The sequence below is a fragment of the Microbacterium sp. LS_15 genome, assembly GCF_041954735.1.
Taxonomy (GTDB): Bacteria; Actinomycetota; Actinomycetes; order Actinomycetales; family Microbacteriaceae; genus Microbacterium.
In genome coordinates, this window is record NZ_JAVAYD010000001.1 from 172,153 (window position 1) to 192,326 (window position 20,174).

Here is a 20,174-nt window from a genome sequence, read left to right on the forward strand (position 1 = left end):
GCGACCGGCGCTCACGCCGCCGCGAACGACCGCGCCAGCAGCGGTCGGGTCGCGCGCGTGCTCGCCCAGACGACGCCGATCCCGATCGTGACGACCACGACGATCGTCAGCACCGATTCCGGTGCCGTGATGAGGGCGATCCCGAGCAGCGGGAAGACCAACACCGCCGCGCACAGCGCCGAGCCGATCGCGGTGATGAGCAGCGGCGACATGATCGCGCGGCGTCGTGCGCGGTCGACCGTCTCGAGCGGCATCCCCAGGTGGTGCAGGCTCCGGTGGAGCTCGCGCTGATCGAGGATCGCCGCCGCCTGGTTCACGCCCACCGACGCCGCGACCATGAGGAACGACGCCACGAGCGTGATGATGAGGCCGGTACGCATGTCGACGGCGAGAGCGGCTTCGTCGGAGGCGGCATCCCCGCTGCCGAGCACATTCATGAGCGAGACTCCGGTGCCGGCGAACACGGCCATGAAGCTCGCCATCGCGATCCCGCTCACCTGGCGCCACGCGCTCTTCGGGGAATCGAGCACGAGACGAGCCGCCAGGAGCCGTTCCGGATGCTCGGCTCGACGCAGCTGCCGCGAGGCGATGACCTTGATGACCCACGGGCCCAGCACGTTCACGACGGCGAGCGCGATCGCGAAGAGCACGGCGAGCACCGTGATCGTCGTCACGATGCCGGCCACCGAGGGGAAGATCTTGATCAGCACGAACACCAGAGCGAGGACGGAGACGCCGATGAGGGCGCGGAACCAGTGCGCGTTCGACGCGGTGGTGCGCATGCGAACGCCGAGAGGCGAGATGATCACCCGGCGGAGACCGAGCGCGGCGCTGGCTGCCGCGACGAGGAGGATGCCGCCGACCACCGCGAGCACGACGAGCGGCGGGAGCACGACGGCCTCAACGCCCAGCGCCTCCCCGCGGAACGGGATCAGGCCGATGAGCGGGCTGATCGCGAGGGCGACGAGCACTCCGACGGTGGCGCCGGCGGCGGCCACCAGCACGGACTCGACGACGGTCGCGACACCGACACCCAGGGGCGTCACCCCGAGAAGGCGCAGGGTGGAGAGACGCTCGTCGCGTCGCCGAGCCGAGAGACGGGCGGCGGCTCCGCCGAGGTTCGCCAGCGGGACGATCAGGAGCACCAGCGCGATGGCGGCGAGTGCCTGGTAGACGGGCGCGAACTCGTCGGTCCAGCTCCAGAAGGACTGCGCGCCGCCGACCACGGTGAGGACGAGGGCGGTGACGATCGCGAAGGCCGTCGCCGGGAGTGCGAGGAACGCCGTCTGGCCGCGTGCCGGACGAAGCAACAGGGCGAGGACGCGCGGATTCATGCGGACACCGCCGGGGAGACGACCTGGCCGTCGCGCACCGAGACGATCCGTGAGCAGCGGGACGCCACCTCGGGGTCGTGGGTGACGACGAGGAGCGTCCGCCCCTGACCCGTGGTCGACCAGAGCAGGGCGTCCATCACCTCGTGCGAGGTGTGCGAGTCGAGCGCACCGGTCGGTTCGTCCGCGAAGACGAGCTCGGCGCCCGTCGCCTGCGCACGCGCGATCGCGACACGCTGCGCCTGGCCGCCGGAGAGTTCGCCGATGCGACGGTCCTCCATTCCGGCGAGTCCGAGTGCCGCGAGCCACGATGCCGCGTGGTTCACGGCATCCGCTCTCTTCACGCCGTTGATCATGGAGGCGAGCGCGACGTTCTCGACGGCGGTGAGCTCGGGAATGAGCAGACCCTGCTGGAACACGAAACCGAAGCGCTCGCGTCGCAACCGTGATCGGGCCGACTCGCCCAGGGCCGACAGCTCGACGGGGTGTCCGGTGGTCGGCTGGAACGTGACGGTGCCGGAGTCCGGGGTGACGATGCCGGCGAGGACGTGCAGGAGCGTGGTCTTGCCCGATCCGGAAGCGCCCATGATCGCCACGGACTCGCCGGAGCGGACAGTCAGGTCCACCCCGGCGAGCGCGCGCGTGGTGCCGTAGGACTTCGTGAGGGATCGGGCTTCGAGGACGGATGCGTTCATGCTTCCAGCCTCGCCCGCCGCTTCGCGTACGTCGTCGGCTTCCCGGATGATCCGTGGGCGTCCCCCTACATCGCTCGGATGATCCTCACGAGAGCCGCTTCTGCCAGGCGCCGGCGTACGACACCGCTCGGAAGCCGAGGGCTTCGTTGATGCTCAGCATCGGACGATTCTCCTCGGCGTTGAAGGTCGATACGGCGGGGGAGTCGGGCATCAGCTCCCGCCAGCGCAGCAGGTTCGCGCACTTGACGATCATGCCCAGCCTGTGGCCGCGGTGCGCGCTGGATACGAGGGTGCCGAACTGGTGTGTCGTGGCCGTGCGGTCCGCCCCGATCAGCAGCTCGTTGTACGCCACGAGATCGCCGGTCGGCACATGCTGCACCGCCGTGACCGCGAACGCCTGACCCGCGGAGGTCAACCTCGCGTCCCGGCGTTCGACGCGCTGTGCGTCCCATTCCTCGGCGACGAACTGCATGTCGCCGCTCGGCGCATCCGTCGACAGACGCGCGAGGATCCCCGCATACCCGTCCCGGTACTCCTCGGGGGTCGGTGCCATCCATTGCACGATCCGATAGTCCGGCCCGGCGACGGCGAGGGCTTCGTCGAGGGCGCCCTCGATCACGGACGGGTCAGCGCGCAGATCGAGTTCGCTGTTGCGTTCGACCTGCTCGCACACGAAGCCGTCTGCCTCGAGCGCGTCGGAGAGAGCCGTGGCCGGGAGCCGGCCCCACCCTGTCCGGGGCACGATCATATGATCCGTCTCGATCGGGCGGTGCAGTGACCACGCCTGGATGAGGGACCGGCCATGTGCGCGCGCCTCCTCTTCCGCGCGGGACAGGAGAGCATTCTCGACTCCCATTCCGGCGAAGCGGCGCGCCACGAGCACGTCGATCTCAGCGGCCTGCGCATCGGCCTCCCTGGCGTAGTCGATCGTGATCATGCCGGCGATCCGGTCGTCGATCCTCGCCACGAGACCGGTGTGCAGCGTGTCGGTCTGGTCCTGCCACGCCGGCAGCATCTGCGCCGCGTTCGGAGCGAGGTCGGGGATGCCGGTCGCCTCATCGCAGACGAGGCGATTGAGCTCGCCGTAGGCGAGGAAGTCCCCCGCGTCGTCGCTCTCGAGGGACGCGGGCACGATGAGCGGCGTGATCGTCAGTGTGGACGTGGTCATGAGAGGTCCTTCCGCCATGCGCCTTCGTACGCGATGGCCTCGAAGCCCATGGCTTCGTTGATGGAGAGCATGGGCCGGTTCTCCTCGGCGTTGTAGGTGACGACGGCTCGCGACTGCGGGGCGAGGTCGCGCCACGTGGCGAGCGACGCGCACTTGACCAGCTGCCCCAGGCGGTGCCCGCGGTGCTCGCGGAGCACCAGTGTGTCGTGCTGGTGAGTGGTGGCCGTCATGTCGGGTCCGATGCCGATCTCGGTGAAAGCGGCCAGCTCGCCGCTCTCGAGATGCTGCGCGACGGTGACGAGCAGGCGTTGACGCATCTCGACGATGCGCTTCTCCCCGGCGACGACGCGCTCGGCGTCCCACCTCTCCTCGTCGGCTTCCAGGCCCGCGGAGGGAGCGTCGGTCGACATCCGGGACTTCAACCACGCGTAGCCGTCGAGATGCTCGGGCGGGGTGGGCACCTCCCACTGCAGCACACGGTATCCGACGGCTGCGCGGACGGCGTCGTCGTGGAGGGCGGCCGAACGGCCCGCGGCGGGACCATCGAGGTCGAGCCGACTCACCCGGTACACCTGTTCCAGCGAGAAGCCGTGGCGCAGCAGGAACCGGGAGACGTGGTCGTCCGGCACGCTTCCGTGTCCGGTGCGCGCGGTGATCCGGTCGCCCGAGGATGCCGGCTGCTCGGTCCAGTTCTGGATGACGGTCCTGCCGTGCTGCCGGGCTGCTGCTTCGATGTGAGGGAGCACGGCGGTCCCGATGCCCCGGCCCCACACCCGCGGGTGGATCTCGATGCTCGCGATCGCCGTGCGCGACCCCTCCTCGCGGGGGATGTCGACGACAGCGCGTCCGACGATCTCGCCCGCGACGCGGACGGCCCAGACGGTCGTGGTGCGTTCCGGACGCGACCTCAGCAGTGGCAGCAGTGCCTCGGGCTCGAGGTCCTGTTCGTCGCGTCCGGTGATCGCGCGATAGACGTCGTTGCGGACGCGGGCGAGTTCGCGGAACTCGCCCGCGCCTGCCGCATCCGCCCGCGCCGGGAGCACGAGCGGATGCAGCGTCGCATCTACGGTGAGCACGATGCTCATGATGTCCTTCCGATCAGCGCAGCTGGCGCTGCAGGTCGAAGGTGAGCAGGGCGTACGTCTCGGCGACGGAGCGTTCCCGTCGGTCGAGAGCGAGCAGATCGCCGGAGACGCGGGACGAGCGGCGTTCCCGTCGCGGGCGCTGCGCCCTCTGCAGCAACCACAGGCCGATGCGGAGGGAGAGACGGTCTGCGAGCGCGAGGCGACGCAGGTCGTCGGGTGCGGGGATGTGGAGGACCTGCTGGTCCTCGGTATCCGGTGGGTGGGTGGTGGAACGGTGCAGCGTGATGTTCACGATGATTCCTTCGAGGGGTGATGGTGTGAGTGCGGTGACGCAGACGGCGCAGACCCCTCGAGAGGAGGGGTGGCGCGGTGGGAGCACGAGCCCGGGAGGTCGCGGAGCGGGGAAGCCGGGGTCGGCGGGAAGCCGTGATCCTGAGGATCAGGGCGAGGCGGCACGATGACGCGCCAGTCGGACGCCCGATAGCGGGCGGAGTCCTGCTGCCGCGGCTCTAGGACAGAGCGCTGCTACGACGGACGCCGGCGGTTACCGAGTGCGCAAGGCGCGGCGCAAAGGGCGCGGCGAGGCCTGTGGCCTGTGCGTTCAGCTGAGTGATCATCATCGGTAACCTCCTTTCGTGTGGCGATCCGGAGGTTCACGGTAGCGAAAGCTCACAGCTGACGTCAAGCATCCCGGGCGTGTCCGGCGTGTCGCGGCGTCGGGACGATCGCCTCCGCACCGCGCGGGATGCCGGTCCTGGCGCGGGATTCCGGTAGCGTATGGGCGTGATCCAGCCCGGAAGCGCGGTACGCGCATGCATCTGAAGAGCCTGACCCTCAAGGGGTTCAAGTCCTTCGCGCAGCCGACCAGCTTCGTCTTCGAACCGGGCGTCACGTGCATCGTCGGGCCGAACGGCTCGGGCAAGTCGAATGTCGTCGATGCTCTCGCGTGGGTGATGGGGGAGCAAGGCGCGAAGACCCTTCGCGGCGGGAAGATGGAGGACGTCATCTTCGCCGGTACGTCGACGCGAGGTCCGCTCGGCCGTGCGGAGGTGCAGCTGACGATCGACAACGCCGACGGCGCCCTGCCGATCGAGTACGCCGAGGTCACCATCAGCCGCACGCTCTTCCGCAACGGATCGAGCGAGTACGCGATCAACGGCGAGTCCTGCCGACTGCTCGACGTGCAGGAGCTGCTCAGCGACTCGGGTCTCGGCCGCGAAATGCACGTCATCGTCGGCCAGGGGCGCCTCGACACCGTCCTGCAGGCTTCGCCCGAGGACCGTCGCGGCTTCATCGAGGAGGCCGCCGGGATCCTCAAGCATCGCCGGCGCAAGGAGAAGACCCTGCGCAAGCTCGATGCGATGGAGACGAATCTCACGCGTCTGAGCGATCTCGCCGGGGAGATCCGCCGCCAGCTGAAACCACTGGGCCGTCAGGCCGAGATCGCGCGCGAGGCGCAGACGATCGCAGCGGTCGTGCGGGATGCCAAGGCGCGGATCTTCGCCGACGACGTCGTCGCCCTGCGCACAGCGTTGGCCGATCACACGCGGACGGAGCATGAGCGTCACACCGAGCGGCTCGTGCTCTCGGATCAGGCGGAGGCCGTGCGTGCGAACATCGCGCGCCTCGAGCAGGACCAGAACTCGGTGGCCGTCGATCAGGCTCGCGGGGTGGCGTTCGGGCTCGAGCAGGTGCAGGAGCGCATGCGCGGTCTGTACACGCTCGCCAACCAACGACTCGCCCTGCTCGGGTCCGAAGAGGACGACGCCGCGGTGACCGCGGTGACCGTCACGCAGAGCACGATCGACGAGGCCAAGGCGGAGATCACGGAGATCTCCGCAGGGCTCGGCGACGCGCAGGATGCCGCGGCGGCCGCCAGCCGCGAGGTCGTCAGCGCCCGTGCAGAGCTCGACACGCTCGACGTCGAAATCGCCGAGCAGAGCGCCCTCGTCTCGGAATACGACATGCGGTTGACCTCGCTGCGCGGCGCCGCGGATGCTGCGGCGTCCGCTCTGGCGGCGGTGCGCGGCGCAGTGCTCCGGCAGGAGAACGCTCTCGAAGCCGCGCACACCCGACGCCGAGAGGCCGCAGAAGCGCTGGAGGCCATCGATACCGCGGAAGCCCCCGAGGGCACCGCCGCCGAGTACTCGGCCGCCTACGAGAGCGCGCAGCGCGCGGCGACGGCCGCCGAGGCCGAGCGGGAGACGCTTCGCGAACGGCTGCACGCGGCGGAGCGCGAGGTCGACGCCCTCACGGCGAAGGCCGCGGCCCTGGGAAGCGCCCTCGCCCTGTCCGGAGGGGCGGCCGAGATCGTGAAGACCGGGGGAGACGGCATCCGCGGTCTCGTCGGCGACGCGGTCCAGGTGAAGTCCGGGTTCGAGGCGGCGATCGCCGCCGTGCTCGGCCCGCTGGCGGAGGGCGTCCTGGTGGACGAGGCGGCGCAGGCCTTCGCCCTGGCATCCGATGCCGCGTCGCAGGGCCGGGGAGTCGTCGACTTCGTCGTCGCCGATGCGATCCGGCCTGCCGTCCAGCTGCCGGAGCTTCCGGGGGTCACGCCCGCCGTCGACACGGTCACGGCGCCCGCCGGGGTGCTCGGCATCCTCTCGCACGTGCTCATCGCCGGCGACCTCGACGAGGCTCGCGCAGCGCGCAGCGCGCTGGACGCTCTCGGTGACACGACGACGACCGTCGTGACGACCACGGGAGACGTGGTCACGGCGCAGACCCTCCGCACGGGATCCGGCGGAGAGCGGTCGCGACTCGAGCTCGCTGCGGAGCGGGATGCCGCGAAGGAGCGCCTCGCGGAGGTGCAGGTCGTCGTCGACTCGCTGCGCGAGGCCCGCGAGGATGCGAACGAGATCGTCGAGACGACGCGGCGGCAGTCGAAGGACGCGCTGCGCGCCCTGCGCGAGCACGATGCGGCGCTCGCGAGCCATGCGGAGCAGGTCAACCGGATCACGGTCACCCACGAGTCGGCGGTCGCGGAGTGCGACCGGCTCGGGGCGGGACTGGCTCAGGCGCAGTCCGCCGTGGAGGAAGCAGAGGCGAAGGCTGCCCGCGCGAAGACAGAGCTCGACGAGGCGGTGTCGGCACCCCGGCCCGTTCTCGACGCCTCCGCCCGAGACGGTCTGCTGGAGGCTCTGGAGCTCGCGCGCGAGGGCGAGGTCAGAGCCCGCCTGGAGATCGAGACGTTGCGGGAGCGCGTCCGCGCGGCCCAGGCACGGGTCGCGAGCCTGGAGCGTCAGCGCGAGCAGGAACGGGATGCCGCGGCGGAGGCAGCGCGTCGCGCGGTGATCCGTCGCGCTCAGCGGGAGGCGGCGTCGGGCGTCGCGTCAGAGCTCCCGCGCATCCTGGACTCGATCGACCGCTCCGTGGCCGAAGCCCGCCTCGCGTTGGGGGAAGCCGAGGCTGCGCGCTCCGCGCAGAACGAAGAGCTGACCGCTCTCCGTGCGCAGGAGACGTCGCTGCGCGAGCGCCTCGCAGGCCTCACCGAGAGCGTCCACGGCCTGGAACTGCAGATCCACGAGAAGAAGCTGCACCTCAACAGCCTGCTCGAACGCGTCGCCTCGGAGCTGGCCCTCGACGAAGATATTCTCGTCGCGGAATATGGTCCGGATCAGCTGGTTCCGCGGGATCCCGGGGCCGAGCCGGCGGACGGCGAACTGCTCGACGACACGGCCATCCTGTTCGACCGCCGCATCCAGCAGCGTCGCCTCGCCGACGCCGAGCGCAAGCTCGCTCAACTGGGTCGCGTGAACCCCCTCGCGCTCGAGGAGTTCGCGGCCCTCGAACAGCGGCATGCCTTCTTGACCGAGCAGCTCGCCGATCTCACGCAGACGCGGCAGGACCTGCTGACCATCATCGCCGACCTCGACGAGCGGATGCAGACGATCTTCGCCAGTGCGTTCGAGGACACCAAGGAGGCCTTCGGGCAGGTCTTCCCGCTGCTGTTCCCCGGCGGCTCGGGCAGCATCTCCCTCACCGACCCCGACAACATGCTCACGACGGGCATCGAGGTCTCGGTCCGACCCGTCGGGAAGAAGATCGAGCGGCTGTCGCTGCTCTCCGGCGGTGAGCGCTCCCTTGCCGCAGTCGCACTCCTCGTGGCGATCTTCAAGGCGCGGCCGAGCCCGTTCTACATCCTCGACGAGGTCGAGGCCGCGCTCGACGACGCGAACCTCGGTCGTCTGCTGACCGTGTTCGAGCAGTTGCGTGAGAGCTCGCAACTGCTGGTCATCACGCACCAGAAGCGCACCATGGAGATCGCAGACGCCCTCTACGGCGTCTCGATGCGACAGGACGGCGTGTCCGCCGTCGTCGGGCAGCGCGTCGGCGACCGCGCCGCCGCTGCCGCGGTCTGAGCGGCCCCGCGCGGATCAGCGACTGAGAGACCTCTCGAACTCCGCGACGGCAGGCGCGAATCCAGGCAGATCCTGCGGTCGATGTTGCGCGCCGGTCAAGACGACGTGGTGCGCCCCGCCGATGGAGAGGATCTCTGCGATGGACTCGTACTCGTCGTTCCATCCGCCGGTGACGACCAGCGTCGGGACGCCGTCGATCATGCGCGTTCGCACGCCGTGTCCCCACGGCACGTCGCGGGCCGCCCAGAAGGCCGCCACGGGTTGCTCTGCAGGCCAGCGTCCGGGATCGAAGGACCCTCCGAACATCAGCGGTCTCAGCATCGCCCAGAACCCCGCCAGGTCGCCCGAAGCGGCCAGGTCGCGCGCATCGGTCACGATACCGATGTGTCGTTCGATCGACTCGGTGCCGCGCGCCAGGTCATAGAGCGCGGGTTCGACGAGCACGAGACCTGCGACTCGGCGGGTCGTCGAAGCGAGAGCCGCAGGCACGGCCAAGAGGGAATGGGCGAAGACGACCGCGCCATCGGTATCCAGGGCGGCTTCGACGAGGGTCGTCTGATCGGCGACCAAGGCTTCCACCGGCATGGCCGCCGCCCGGTGAGAGGCGCCTGAGAGGGAGGGCCACGCGCGTTCGACAGCGCGCTGGGAGCTGTGGAGGAGGACCCGGGAGAAGGGCATTCCAGGATCGTAGCCGTAGGCTGGAGTCATGGCGGAGAAGTCCTGGTCCCTCACCCGTGCGCTGCGCGGGATGTTCGTCAAGCCCACGATCGACGAGACGACGTGGGAGGACCTCGAGACAGCGCTCATCACCGCGGATTTCGGTCCCGACATCAGCGAGCGCGTCGTCGACGAGCTGCGCGGCAAGGTCGAGCGCTATCGCACGACCGACCCGAAGGACCTGCAGCGCATGCTGCGGGAGACGCTCGAGGAGCACTTCGCGAAGTTCGACACGACGCTGAAGCTGACGGAGCGTCCGGCGGTCGTCCTCGTCGTCGGCGTCAACGGCGTCGGCAAGACCACGACGATCGGCAAGTTCACGAAGTTCCTCCGCGGCTACCAGCGGAGCGTCGTGGTCGGAGCGGCGGACACGTTCAGGGCGGCGGCGGTCGATCAGCTCGCCACCTGGGCGCAGCGCGGGGGAGCGGCGATCGTCCGTCCCCAGCAGGAGGGGCAGGACCCCGCATCCGTCGCGTACCAGACCATCGAGTTCGCGCAGCGCGAGGGCATCGAGATCGCGATCATCGACACCGCTGGACGCCTGCACACCAAGGGCGGGCTGATGGATGAGCTCACGAAGATCCGCCGGGTCATCGAGAAGCAGGCCCCGATCAGCGAGGTTCTCCTCGTGCTCGATGCGACGACGGGTCAGAACGGCGTCATGCAGGCCGAGGCGTTCCTGCAGCACGCCGGGGTCACCGGGCTCGTCCTGACCAAGCTGGACGGCTCTGCGAAGGGCGGTTTCGTCCTCGCGGTTCAGGAGCGCACCGGCATCCCCGTCAAGCTCCTGGGCCAGGGCGAGGGCATCGACGACCTCACCGGTTTCACCCCTCACGTGTTCGTGCAGTCGCTCGTCGGCTGACGACACGACGTGCACAGGACTACCGCCGCGACCACGAGGCTGGTTTCATAGCGTTATGGCGATCGAACACGATTACTTCGGACTCTTGTCGTCGGGCCCCGACGGCTCGATCTTCTGGTCGGAGACCGTGGAACTCGGCGATCAGAGTGTCACGGTCGACCTGACGGCTCCTGATCAGGATGACGTGTCGGCCGATGCCCTCGACATCGCGGCGTCTCTCATCGCCGGCCTCGAGACGGTGGACGGCACCGCCCGTCGCAGCATGCTCTCCGAGGTCGACGACCGCACCAGCGAGGTGACCGAGTACATCCTGCAGCAGCAGGAGGCCTACGGCGAGGAGCTCGAAGACGTGTTGATCGACGTCAGCGGCGACGCTGCTGTCGACATCATCCGATCGCTGCGGCTCATGAGCATGACGATCCTGGCGGACGAGCACGGTGGTTCCGAGCCGTTCGCTGTGCTCGAGTACGCGCTCGACGCCGACACGACCGACGACGTGCTGCTGGTGAACCTCGGCTCCGACGGTGCCGTGCTGTCGGTCATGAGCGCCGACTGACAGTCGGCGTTCTGCCCGATCTCAGACCGCCTGGGCGAAGCCGAGGTCTGCGCTCTCCGCGATGTGCGCCAGGTGGGCCGGGATCTCGCGTCCCTTCGACGTCATCGACTGCGCCCACAGCCGCCCGGCCCGGTACGACGAGCGCACGAGCGGTCCGGCGAGTACACCGAGGAAGCCGATGCGCTCCGCCTCCTCCTTGAACTCGACGAACTCCGCGGGCTTCACCCAGCGTGCGACAGGGAGGTGTCGCGGCGACGGGCGGAGGTACTGGGTGATCGTGATGATGTCGCAGCCGGCCTCGTGCAGGTCGTTGAGCGCCTGGACGACCTCTTCCGGCTCCTCGCCCATTCCGAGGATCAGGTTGGACTTCGTGATGAGCCCGGCGTCCCGTCCCTGGGTGATCACGTCGAGAGAGCGCTCGTACTTGAACGCCGGGCGGATGCGCTTGAAGATCCGCGGGACGGTCTCCACGTTGTGGGCGAAGACCTCGGGGCGTGCCTCGAAGATCTGGCCCAGGAACGCGGGGTCGGCGTTGTGCTCGTTCGCGAGGAGCTCGACCCCCGTGTTGGGGTTGAGCGCATGGATCCGCCGCACCGTCTCGGCGTTCAGCCAGGCGCCGGTGTCGGGCAGGTCGTCGCGCGCGACGCTCGTCACGGTGGCGTAGCGCAGGCCCATCCGCTGCACGCTCTCCGCCACGCGGCGGGGCTCGTCCGTGTCGTAGGCGTCCGGCTTGCCGGTGTCGATCTGACAGAAGTCGCACCGCCTCGTGCACTGCGAACCGCCGATGAGGAACGTGGCCTCGCGGTCCTCCCAGCACTCGAAGATGTTGGGGCAGCCGGCTTCCTGGCACACCGTGTGCAGGTCTTCGCTCTTCACGAGCGAGTGGAGAGCCGTGTACTCCGGGCCCATCTTGGCCTTGGTCTTGATCCACTCGGGCTTGCGCTCGATGGGAGTCTCGGCGTTCCGGATCTCGAGTCGGAGGAGCTTGCGCCCCTCGGGTGCGGCGGCGGTCATGCGGGGGCTCCTGCGAGGTCGGCGGTCGAGTAGACGGCGGTGAAAGCGGAGGCCACGGCATCCGCGATGTCGGAGGGGGAGACGTCGGCGCCGACGACCTCGCTCACGGTGGTGACCCCGGCGTCGGTGATCCCACAGGGGATGATGCCGCGGAAGCCGGACAGCGTGTTGTCGCAGTTGATCGCGAACCCGTGCATCGTCACACCCTGCTGCACCCGCACGCCGATCGCGGCGACCTTGTCCTCGGAGAGAGGGCGGCGCACCCAGACGCCGCTGCGCCCATCGACCTGGTAGCCGTCGACCCCGAGGGGGCGCAGTACGTCGATGAGCACGCGTTCGATCCTCCGGACATGCGCCACGACGTCCATCGGCTCGGCGAGCCGGACGATCGGGTAGCCGACCAGCTGTCCTGGGCCGTGCCAGGTGATCTTGCCGCCCCGGTCGACATCGATGACGGGGGTGCCGTCCTGCGGCCGCTCGTGGTCCTCCGTGCGCTTACCGGCGGTGTAGACCGCCTCATGCTCGAGGAGCAGCAGCGTGTCCGGCCGCGAGCCCGCGACCACATCGGCGTGGACGCGCCGCTGCAGGTCCCAGCCCTCCGTGTAGGGCACGTAGGCCGGTGCGAGACCGGCGGTGACGACGTCGAGCATGCGAGCACTCCCTCGTGAGGCGACCGTGGCATAGATGGATCGCGTCTAACAATACTCCTCCGGGTGAGGTCAGGGCGCTCCGCGGTCGCCGCGCGATACCGTGTCCTCATGACGACGACGAGCCGAGCAGGGCGCCCGAAGGCGTCGTCGCGCGAGACGCTCGCCGAGGCGGCGTGCGAGCTCTTCCTCGAACGCGGGTACGACGCGACCTCCGTCGCCGACATCACTCAGCGCGCGGGAGTCAGTCGTTCCAGCTTCTTCAACTACTTTTCGTCGAAGAGCGACGTGCTGTGGTCGGGTCTCGATGCACGCATCGACGGAGTGGGCACGGCCCTCGGCGAGCTCGGCGACCGCGCGGATGCCGCCGCGGTCCGGTCGATCCTCGTCGACGCCCTCCGCGGGTTCGCTCCCGATCCTCTCGCGCTGGCGCTCCGCAACCGTACGGCCATGGGCCTCGACGAGGAGCTCGCCCGCGACAGTGCGCTCCGGCTCGCGCGCCTCGCATCGATCGTCGCCTCCGCCGCATCCGGATCCGGTTTCTCCCGAATCCGCGCCGATGTCGTCGGTGCGGCCCACGCCGCCGCCGTGCTGTCGTCCCTCCGCGCGTGGGCGGAGCAGGGAGCGGGCTACTCGGCGCCGGAGACGGTGCTCGCGGACGCGCTGTCGAACCTCGAGGACCTCCGCTGGGGCTGACGCGGACATATCGGCGCGCGCCGGACATGTCCTGAGTGAACCCACCGAGAGGAACGCTCATGGACACGCACACCTTCGAGACACTGCTCGACTCATCAGCGCCCGCACGGCGCACGCTGGACCCGCGAGACGTGCGTGGACTCGTGTTCCGAGCGCGCTCTCAGGCGCGGCGAGTCGCACGTCGATCGCGGACGCTTGCCTTCGGCGGCGCGATCACCGCGCTTCTGGTCGGTGGATCCGGTCTCGCGGTCGCGTCCAGCGGGTGGCTCTGGGGGGACGGGCTGGAGAATTCCGATCGCAGTTACGCCTACACCTCTCCGACCTGGGGCGAGTGCGAGCTGCGGGTCAGCGGGTACGCGATCTCGAACCCGTTTCTGCAGGCCGATGTCAACACCGCCGTCGATGACTGGTTCGCCCATGCCGACGCGGAGGCCGCCGCGGCTCGGTACGTGCCCGAGTACCTGGATTCGATCCGCGCGAGCAACGCCGAGGCAGGCATGGATCCGGACGGCCCGCGGCAGGCGGATCTGGATGCCTGGCTCGCGCACGAACAGGCGCTCGGCGAGGCGCTGCACGACGAGCTCGTCGCCCGGGGCTTCGACAGCGCGGCACTCGCTGGTGCCTCCGCGCACAGTCAATTGCACTGCGACGGCGAGGACTGGGGCGGGGAGCGATGAACGCCCATGATCGGCGGCTGGTCGTCGCGTTCGAGACCAGTGCCTCGGATCTGCTTGCGTATCTCGAACGCCGCGTCGGCCCGGACGACGCAGCGGACCTCCTCGGCGAGACGATGGTCGTGGCGTGGCGCCGCGTGAAACAGCTGCCCACTGATGCGGAGGGTGCGCGGATGTGGCTGTTCGGCGTCGCCCGGGGCACTCTGCTGAACCACGCGCGGGGAGTGCGACGGCGGTGGGCGCTCGTCGATCGGATCCGGCTGGCGCCGAGTGCGTTGCACGCCCCCGGCGCCGACCAGGGGGCGGAGGTCAGGGACGCCATCGACCGCCTCGATCCCGACCTCGCCGACATGGTGCGACTCGTGCACTGGGATGGCTTCTCGCTCGCCGATGCGGCGTCGCTGCTCGGCATCCCGTCCTCGACGGCGCGTGGTCGCTACCAGCGGGCCAAGGCCGAGCTTCGTGCCGCGCTGAGCATCGAGGCCCCGCTCGCGTAGAATCACTAGAACCATGGCTACGTTTGGCACGCTCTCCGATCGGCTCACCGATACCTTCCGCAATCTGCGCACGAAGGGAAAGCTCAGCGCGGCCGACGTCGACGGCACCGTCCGCGAGATCCGTCGCGCGCTCCTGGACGCCGACGTCGCCCTCGCGGTCGTCAAGGAGTTCACGGCGAAGGTGCGGGAGCGCGCTCTCGGCGACGAGGTGAACAAGGCGCTGAACCCGGCGCAGCAGGTCGTGCAGATCGTCAACGAGGAGCTCGTGCAGATCCTCGGCGGAGAGCAGCGTCGGCTGCAGTTCGCGAAGACCGCTCCGACAGTGATCATGCTCGCCGGACTGCAGGGTTCCGGTAAGACGACGTTCGCGGGAAAGCTCGCCAAGCAGCTCGAGGGCGAAGGCCACACTCCGCTGCTGGTCGCGGCCGACCTTCAGCGCCCCAACGCCGTGAACCAGCTGCAGGTCGTCGCCGAGCAGGCCGGGGCCACCATCTACGCGCCGGAGCCGGGCAACGGGGTCGGCGACCCGGTCAAGGTCTCGCGCGACGGCGTCGAGCACGCCCGCCGCCAGCAGCATGACGTCGTCATCATCGACACGGCGGGCCGTCTCGGCGTCGACGCCGAGCTCATGAAGCAGGCCGCCGACATCCGCAAGGCGGTGGATCCCGACGAGGTGCTCTTCGTCATCGACGCCATGATCGGGCAGGATGCGGTCAACACCGCGAAGGCCTTCCAGGAGGGCGTGGATTTCACCGGCGTCGTGCTGTCGAAGCTCGACGGCGATGCGCGCGGTGGTGCTGCGCTGTCGGTCGCGTCGGTGACCGGCCGGCCGATCATCTTCGCCTCGACGGGCGAGCGGCTCGAGGACCTGGAGCCGTTCCACCCCGACCGGATGGCGAGCCGCATCCTCGACCTCGGCGACATCCTCACCCTCATCGAACAGGCCCAGCAGGCCTTCGATGAGGAAGAGGCCGCCAAGATGGCGGAGAAGCTCGCGACCGAGCAGTTCACCCTCGAGGACTTCCTCGACCAGCTTCAGCAGATGAAGAAGATGGGGTCGATGAAGAAGATGCTCGGGATGCTCCCGGGCATGGGGCAGATGAAGCAGCAGCTCGAGGACTTCGACGAGCGCGAGATCGACCGCACCGAGGCGATCATCCGTTCGATGACGCCGGGGGAGCGGCGCAACCCGAAGATCCTCAACGGTTCCCGCCGCCTCCGCATCGCGCGCGGGTCGGGAATGACGGTCACGGATGTGAACCAGCTGGTGCAGCGCTTCGATCAGGCCGCCAAGATGATGAAGACCGTCGCCCGCGGTGGCACGCCGAACATCCCCGGCATGGGTCCGGTCCCCGGCATGGGGCGTCCCGGTGCGTCGTCGAAGCGCGGCAAGAAGGGCAAGGGGAAGTCCTCCGGGTCTCGGTCGGGCAACCCGGCGAAGCGCGCGGCCGAGAACGCCGGGCTCGCTCCGGCTTCCACACCGACCGGCTCGGGCTTCGGACTCGGCGGCGGGTCGAAGGCTCCGTCCGAGGCCGACCTCGCTGAGATCCAGAAGCTGTTCGGCAAGAACTGACGCGGCTCAGACTCTCGCATCGGCGAGTTCGCCGGGCGTTCCCGTCTCCTGCGTGGGCAGGCGGCGAGGACGCACGGAGAGTTGACCGGCCACGAGCGCGACCAGCACGACGGCGATCCCGACCGCCTGCACGGGTGTGAAGACTTCACCGGCGATGGTCGTGCCCAGGATGGTCGCGACCACCGGAGACAGCAGCGCGAGCAGCCCCGGTGCGATCACGGGGAGCTGCTGGATGCCGCGGAACCACAGCGTGTACGCGACGAGTCCGCCGACGAGCCCCAACCAGAGGTAGCCGAGCACAGCGCCGCCGTCGACGCGTGCCGGGAATCCTTCGAAGAGCATGGTGAGGGGGAGCAGGAACAGCCCGCCGGCCGTGAGCAGCCAGCCTGCGTAGCCGACGGCACCGACCTCTGCGGGACGGCCCCACCTCTTCGTCAGGATCATGCCGAGCGCGGTCGACGTCACCCCGCCCACAGCGGCGAGGACGCCCACCAGGTCGAGCTGCGCTGTGGGGCCGAGGACGACGAGTGCCACCCCGACTGCCCCTGCGACCGCTGCGGCCGCGGTGGTCGGACGGATGCGGTCGCGCAGGACCATCGTGCTCATCGCGAGCAGGATGAGCGGCTGCACTCCGGCGACAGCCGCGGCGACTCCGCCCGGAAGCCGTTCCGCTGCGAGGAACAGCAGGGGGAAGAACGCGCCGATGTTCAGAACACCCAGGACCAATGACTTGGCCCACCATCCGCCGGACGGGAGGCGTCCGCCGATCGCGAGAGCGATGAGACCTGCGGGCAGGGCGCGGAGCAGGCCGGCGAGCATCGGGTGCCCCTCGGGCAGCAGCGATGTCGTCACGAGGTACGTGGTGCCCCACGCGATGGGGGCGAGTGCGGTGAGCAGGAGGATGGTCGGCCGGTTCATATCCTCAGCCTGACCCTGGTCGATCGATGAGTCCAACGCACTGTTGTCATGGCAACCATGAATAGCGATCATGGAGGGATGGACCTGCAGCAGTTGCGCTACGTCGTGGCCGTCGCCGCGACGGCCAGCTTCACCCGGGCCGCTGCGACCTGTTTCGTCACCCAGTCGGCGTTGAGCCATCGGATCGCAGCTCTCGAACGGGAGATCGGGCAGCGGCTGTTCGTTCGCACCAGTCGCAGCGTCGCGCTCACAGAGGCCGGTGAGGCCTTCCTTACGCACGCCCGGGCGGCTGTGTCGTCCGCGGACCAGGCGGTCGAAGAAGCGGCCGCGGCATCCGGAGCGATCGTCGGGGTGCTGCGGCTCGGCGTCATCCCGACGGTCACGGCGATCGACGTCGCCGGCACGCTCCGTGCGTATCGAGCGGCGCATCCGTCGTCACGTGTGGAGATGCGGATGGGGAACAGCGACGCGCTGATCGCTGCGATTCGCTCTCGGGAGCTGGATGTCGCCGTCCTGGGGTTGCGCGAAGGGGCTGTCCCCGACGGCGTGGCATCCCGGACGCTGGCGACCGAGAGGTTGCAGGCCGTATTCTCCGCAGACCATCGCCTCGCAGCGGCGACCTCCGTCGACCTCGCGGACCTGGCAGGAGAACTGTTCGCCGACTTCCCCGCGGGGACCGCGGGACGCATGCAGAGCGATGTCGCGTTCCGTGCCGCGGGCGTCGAGCGCGATGTGGCCTTCGAGGCCGACTCGGCCGAGCTCATCCTCGACCTCGTCGCATCCGGGCTCGCCGTCACCCTCCTCGCGCCAGGCGTGGTCCGCCGCTCCGTCGCGCGCGTGGCAGCCGTCGACGTGCGCGACGGACCCGCGCGGAGCGAGTACCTCGCGTGGCACGCGACAGACCCTCGGAGCGCCGCACGAGCATTCCTGAAAATCGCGAGCGATCGACCAGCCTGAGCCCGTCCGGGCCTGCCTGAGCTGCAGAACGGGCCCGGAGGGAATCCTCCGGGCCCGTTCCGTCACTGCGATGACATCACTTCACGTCTTCGTCGACCCAGTCCATCGACTTCGTGACGGCCTTGCGCCACAGACGCAGCTGACGGTCGCGCTCGGCTTCGTCCATCGACGGCTCCCAGCGCTTGTCCTCCTGCCAGTTGGCGGACAGGTCGTCGAGGCCGCTCCAGAAGCCCACGGCGAGGCCGGCGGCGTACGCGGCGCCGAGCGCGGTGGTCTCCGCGACGACGGGGCGCACGACGGGCACACCGAGGACATCCGCCTGGAACTGCATGAGTGCGTCGTTCGCGACCATGCCGCCGTCGACCTTCAGCTCGGACAGGTCGACTCCGGCATCCGCGTTCACCGCGTCGAGGACGTCGCGTGTCTGGAACGCCACGGCCTCCAATGCCGCCCGCGCGATGTGGTTCTTGTTCGCGTAGCGGGTGAGGCCGACGATCGCGCCGCGGGCATCCGGACGCCAGTACGGAGCGAACAGACCCGAGAACGCGGGGACGATGTAGACACCGCCGTTGTCCTCGACCTTGTCGGCCAGCTCCTCGACCTCAGGGGCGGACGAGATGATGCCGAGCTGGTCGCGCAGCCACTGGATCAGCGATCCGGTGACGGCGATCGATCCTTCCAGGGCGTAGTGCGTGGGCTGGTCGCCGAGCTTGTAGCCGACGGTCGTGAGCAGTCCGTTCTTCGAGCGGACGATCTCCTCGCCCGTGTTGAAGATCAGGAAGCAGCCCGTGCCGTAGGTGTTCTTGCTCTCGCCCTTGTCGAATGCGGCCTGCCCGAAGGTGGCCGCCTGCTGGTCGCCCAGGATGCCGGCGATCGGCGTCTCGCGCAGGAGCGACGAGCTCTCGGCCGCGCCGTACACCTCGGAGGAGGAGCGGATCTCCGGCATCATCGAGCGCGGCACGCCGAAGGCCTCGAGGATGTCGTCGCGCCACTCCAGCGTCTCGAGGTCCATGAACATCGTGCGCGAGGCGTTGGTGACGTCGGTCGCGTGCACGCCGCCGTCGATGCCGCCCGTGAGGTTCCAGAGCACCCAGCTGTCCGTGGTGCCGAAGAGCAGGTCCCCGGCCTCCGCCTTCTCGCGAGCACCGTCGACGTTCTCGAGGATCCAGGTGATCTTGGTTCCCGAGAAGTAGGTGGCGAGGGGAAGACCGACGATCGACTTGAAGCGATCGACGCCCTCGTCGCCGGCCAGACGGTCGACGATCTCCTGCGTGCGGGTGTCCTGCCAGACGATCGCGTTGTAGACAGGCTTACCAGTGGTCTTGTCCCACACGACGGCGGTCTCGCGCTGGTTGGTGATCCCGACTGCGGCGATGTCGTGGCGGGTGAGATCGGCGCGGCTCAGCGCCAGACCGATGACCTCCTGCACGTTGCGCCAGATCTCGGAGGCGTCGTGCTCGACCCAGCCCGCCTTGGGGAGGATCTGCTCGTGCTCCTTCTGTCCGGTCGCGACGATGCTGCCCTTCTTGTCGAAGATGATCGCGCGGCTCGAGGTCGTGCCCTGGTCGATCGCGATGATGTAGTCAGCCATGGATGTTCTCCTTCGAAGTCAGGTGGCGGTTCAGGCGAGGCCGAGGAGGGCCGGTGCGGCGACGGCGGCGAGCACGCCACCCACGAGCGGACCGACGACCGGGACCCACGAGTAGGACCAATCGCTGGAGCCCTTGCCCTTGATCGGCAGAATCGCGTGGGCGATGCGAGGACCGAGGTCACGCGCAGGGTTGATGGCGTAGCCGGTCGGTCCACCGAGCGACGCGCCGATGCCGACCACCACGAGGGCGACGGGAAGAGCGCTCAGCGGTCCGAGGCCCCCGGGCACGCCGATGTCGGCGACGCCGTAGTCGGCGAACGCGAACACCGCGAAGACGAGCACGAAGGTGCCGATGACCTCGGTGACGAGGTTCCAGCCGTAGGAGCGGATCGCCGGACCGGTCGAGAACACGCCGAGCTTGTTCGCGGGCTCGGGCTCCTCGTCGAAGTGCTGCTTGTACGCGAGCCACACGAGGATGGCACCGACGATCGCGCCGAGGAGCTCGGCACCGGTCGCCGTCGCGAACTGCGAGAAATCGATCTTGCCGGCGACCAGCAGGCCGATGCCGACGGCGGGGTTCAGGATCGCACCGGAGTACGCCGAGGCGAGGACACCCACGAAGACCGCGAGACCCCATCCCCAGTTGACCATCAGGAAGCCGCCGCCGTAGCCCTTGTTCTTGGCCAGGGCGACGTTGGCGACGACACCACATCCGAGGAGGATCAGCAGCGCTGTGCCGACGAACTCCGACAGGAAGTAGAGACCGAGATTCACATCAGTCATGTCTTCTTTGACCTTTCTCGCGTGCCGGAGCCCCTCTGCTCCGGCACTT

The 20,174-nt window shown here is 69.2% G+C and carries 19 protein-coding genes; 8 read left to right on the forward strand and 11 right to left on the reverse strand.

The annotated features are described in order from the left end of the window. Positions 1–11 precede the first annotated feature (11 nt). The 5 genes from RAC69_RS00840 to RAC69_RS00860 all read right to left on the reverse strand — a co-directional run bounded on the left by RAC69_RS00840 (position 12) and on the right by RAC69_RS00860 (position 4,571). Positions 12–1,334, reverse strand: coding sequence for an FtsX-like permease family protein (locus RAC69_RS00840; RefSeq protein WP_375084483.1), 1,323 nt, complete (start codon positions 1,332–1,334; stop codon positions 12–14). Further along, positions 1,331–2,026: an ABC transporter ATP-binding protein gene (locus RAC69_RS00845; RefSeq protein ID WP_375084485.1), complete on the reverse strand. Its 696-nt coding sequence runs from the start codon at positions 2,024–2,026 to the stop codon at positions 1,331–1,333. The genes RAC69_RS00840 and RAC69_RS00845 overlap by 4 nt, the downstream gene beginning before the upstream one ends. Before the next feature lie 85 nt (positions 2,027–2,111). Then, a complete protein-coding gene (locus RAC69_RS00850; RefSeq protein WP_375084486.1) occupies positions 2,112–3,194 on the reverse strand; it encodes a GNAT family N-acetyltransferase in 1,083 nt (360 codons plus the stop codon). After that, positions 3,191–4,279: a GNAT family N-acetyltransferase gene (locus RAC69_RS00855; RefSeq protein ID WP_375084488.1), complete on the reverse strand. Its 1,089-nt coding sequence runs from the start codon at positions 4,277–4,279 to the stop codon at positions 3,191–3,193. The genes RAC69_RS00850 and RAC69_RS00855 overlap by 4 nt, the downstream gene beginning before the upstream one ends. Positions 4,280–4,292: 13 nt before the next feature. Then, complete coding sequence (locus RAC69_RS00860) at positions 4,293–4,571, reverse strand: hypothetical protein (protein ID WP_375084489.1); 279 nt, start codon at positions 4,569–4,571, stop codon at positions 4,293–4,295. A gap of 520 nt (positions 4,572–5,091) precedes the next feature. Here RAC69_RS00860 and smc point away from each other — a divergent pair. Continuing rightward, positions 5,092–8,640, forward strand: coding sequence for a chromosome segregation protein SMC (gene smc / locus RAC69_RS00865; RefSeq protein ID WP_375084491.1), 3,549 nt, complete (start codon positions 5,092–5,094; stop codon positions 8,638–8,640). Between the two features lie 15 nt (positions 8,641–8,655). Here smc and RAC69_RS00870 read toward each other — a convergent pair whose 3' ends face one another. Next, on the reverse strand, positions 8,656–9,225 hold the full coding sequence (locus RAC69_RS00870; RefSeq protein ID WP_375084492.1) for a hypothetical protein: 570 nt from the start codon (positions 9,223–9,225) through the stop codon (positions 8,656–8,658). A gap of 121 nt (positions 9,226–9,346) precedes the next feature. Here RAC69_RS00870 and ftsY point away from each other — a divergent pair, with 121 nt between their 5' ends. Together ftsY and RAC69_RS00880 are read left to right on the forward strand one after the other, a co-directional pair. Continuing rightward, positions 9,347–10,219, forward strand: a complete 873-nt coding sequence (gene ftsY / locus RAC69_RS00875; protein WP_375084494.1) for a signal recognition particle-docking protein FtsY — start codon at positions 9,347–9,349, stop codon at positions 10,217–10,219. 55 nt (positions 10,220–10,274) lie between these two features. Further along, the gene (locus tag RAC69_RS00880; RefSeq protein ID WP_341934604.1) at positions 10,275–10,775 is read left to right on the forward strand and encodes a DUF2004 domain-containing protein; all 501 of its coding nucleotides are present in this window, start codon (positions 10,275–10,277) and stop codon (positions 10,773–10,775) included. Positions 10,776–10,796: 21 nt separating this feature from the next. Here the strand turns inward: RAC69_RS00880 and lipA are convergent, their stop codons facing one another. Together lipA and lipB are read right to left on the reverse strand one after the other, a co-directional pair. Then, positions 10,797–11,789 carry a lipoyl synthase gene (gene lipA, locus RAC69_RS00885; RefSeq protein ID WP_251585439.1) on the reverse strand — a complete coding sequence of 331 codons (993 nt, stop codon included), beginning with the start codon at positions 11,787–11,789 and terminating at the stop codon, positions 10,797–10,799. Then, positions 11,786–12,475, reverse strand: a complete 690-nt coding sequence (gene lipB / locus RAC69_RS00890; protein ID WP_375085284.1) for a lipoyl(octanoyl) transferase LipB — start codon at positions 12,473–12,475, stop codon at positions 11,786–11,788. The genes lipA and lipB overlap by 4 nt, the downstream gene beginning before the upstream one ends. A gap of 72 nt (positions 12,476–12,547) precedes the next feature. On the opposite strand from lipB, the gene RAC69_RS00895 reads away from it, so the two are divergent. From RAC69_RS00895 to ffh, 4 genes are read left to right on the forward strand one after another with little or no spacing between them, the layout of a single operon-like run. Further along, positions 12,548–13,132 carry a TetR/AcrR family transcriptional regulator gene (locus RAC69_RS00895; RefSeq protein WP_375084496.1) on the forward strand — a complete coding sequence of 195 codons (585 nt, stop codon included), beginning with the start codon at positions 12,548–12,550 and terminating at the stop codon, positions 13,130–13,132. A gap of 59 nt (positions 13,133–13,191) precedes the next feature. Continuing rightward, positions 13,192–13,809 carry a hypothetical protein gene (locus RAC69_RS00900; protein WP_375084497.1) on the forward strand — a complete coding sequence of 206 codons (618 nt, stop codon included), beginning with the start codon at positions 13,192–13,194 and terminating at the stop codon, positions 13,807–13,809. Beyond that, entirely contained in the window at positions 13,806–14,303 is a 498-nt protein-coding gene (locus RAC69_RS00905) for an RNA polymerase sigma factor (protein ID WP_375084498.1), read from the forward strand. Before RAC69_RS00900 ends, RAC69_RS00905 begins: the two co-directional genes overlap by 4 nt. Before the next feature lie 13 nt (positions 14,304–14,316). Next, the gene (gene ffh / locus RAC69_RS00910; protein WP_341934602.1) at positions 14,317–15,876 is read left to right on the forward strand and encodes a signal recognition particle protein; all 1,560 of its coding nucleotides are present in this window, start codon (positions 14,317–14,319) and stop codon (positions 15,874–15,876) included. Between the two features lie 6 nt (positions 15,877–15,882). Here ffh and RAC69_RS00915 read toward each other — a convergent pair whose 3' ends face one another. Continuing rightward, positions 15,883–16,794 (reverse strand): EamA family transporter, encoded by a 912-nt coding sequence (locus RAC69_RS00915; protein ID WP_375084499.1) that lies wholly within the window; start codon positions 16,792–16,794, stop codon positions 15,883–15,885. A 48-nt stretch (positions 16,795–16,842) separates the two neighbouring features. Here RAC69_RS00915 and RAC69_RS00920 point away from each other — a divergent pair, with 48 nt between their 5' ends. Next, positions 16,843–17,751: a LysR family transcriptional regulator gene (locus RAC69_RS00920; protein WP_375084501.1), complete on the forward strand. Its 909-nt coding sequence runs from the start codon at positions 16,843–16,845 to the stop codon at positions 17,749–17,751. A gap of 76 nt (positions 17,752–17,827) precedes the next feature. Here the strand turns inward: RAC69_RS00920 and glpK are convergent, their stop codons facing one another. After that, complete coding sequence (gene glpK / locus RAC69_RS00925) at positions 17,828–19,342, reverse strand: glycerol kinase GlpK (protein WP_341934598.1); 1,515 nt, start codon at positions 19,340–19,342, stop codon at positions 17,828–17,830. A 30-nt stretch (positions 19,343–19,372) separates the two neighbouring features. After that, positions 19,373–20,125 (reverse strand): MIP/aquaporin family protein, encoded by a 753-nt coding sequence (locus RAC69_RS00930; protein WP_341934597.1) that lies wholly within the window; start codon positions 20,123–20,125, stop codon positions 19,373–19,375. Positions 20,126–20,174: the final 49 nt, after the last annotated feature.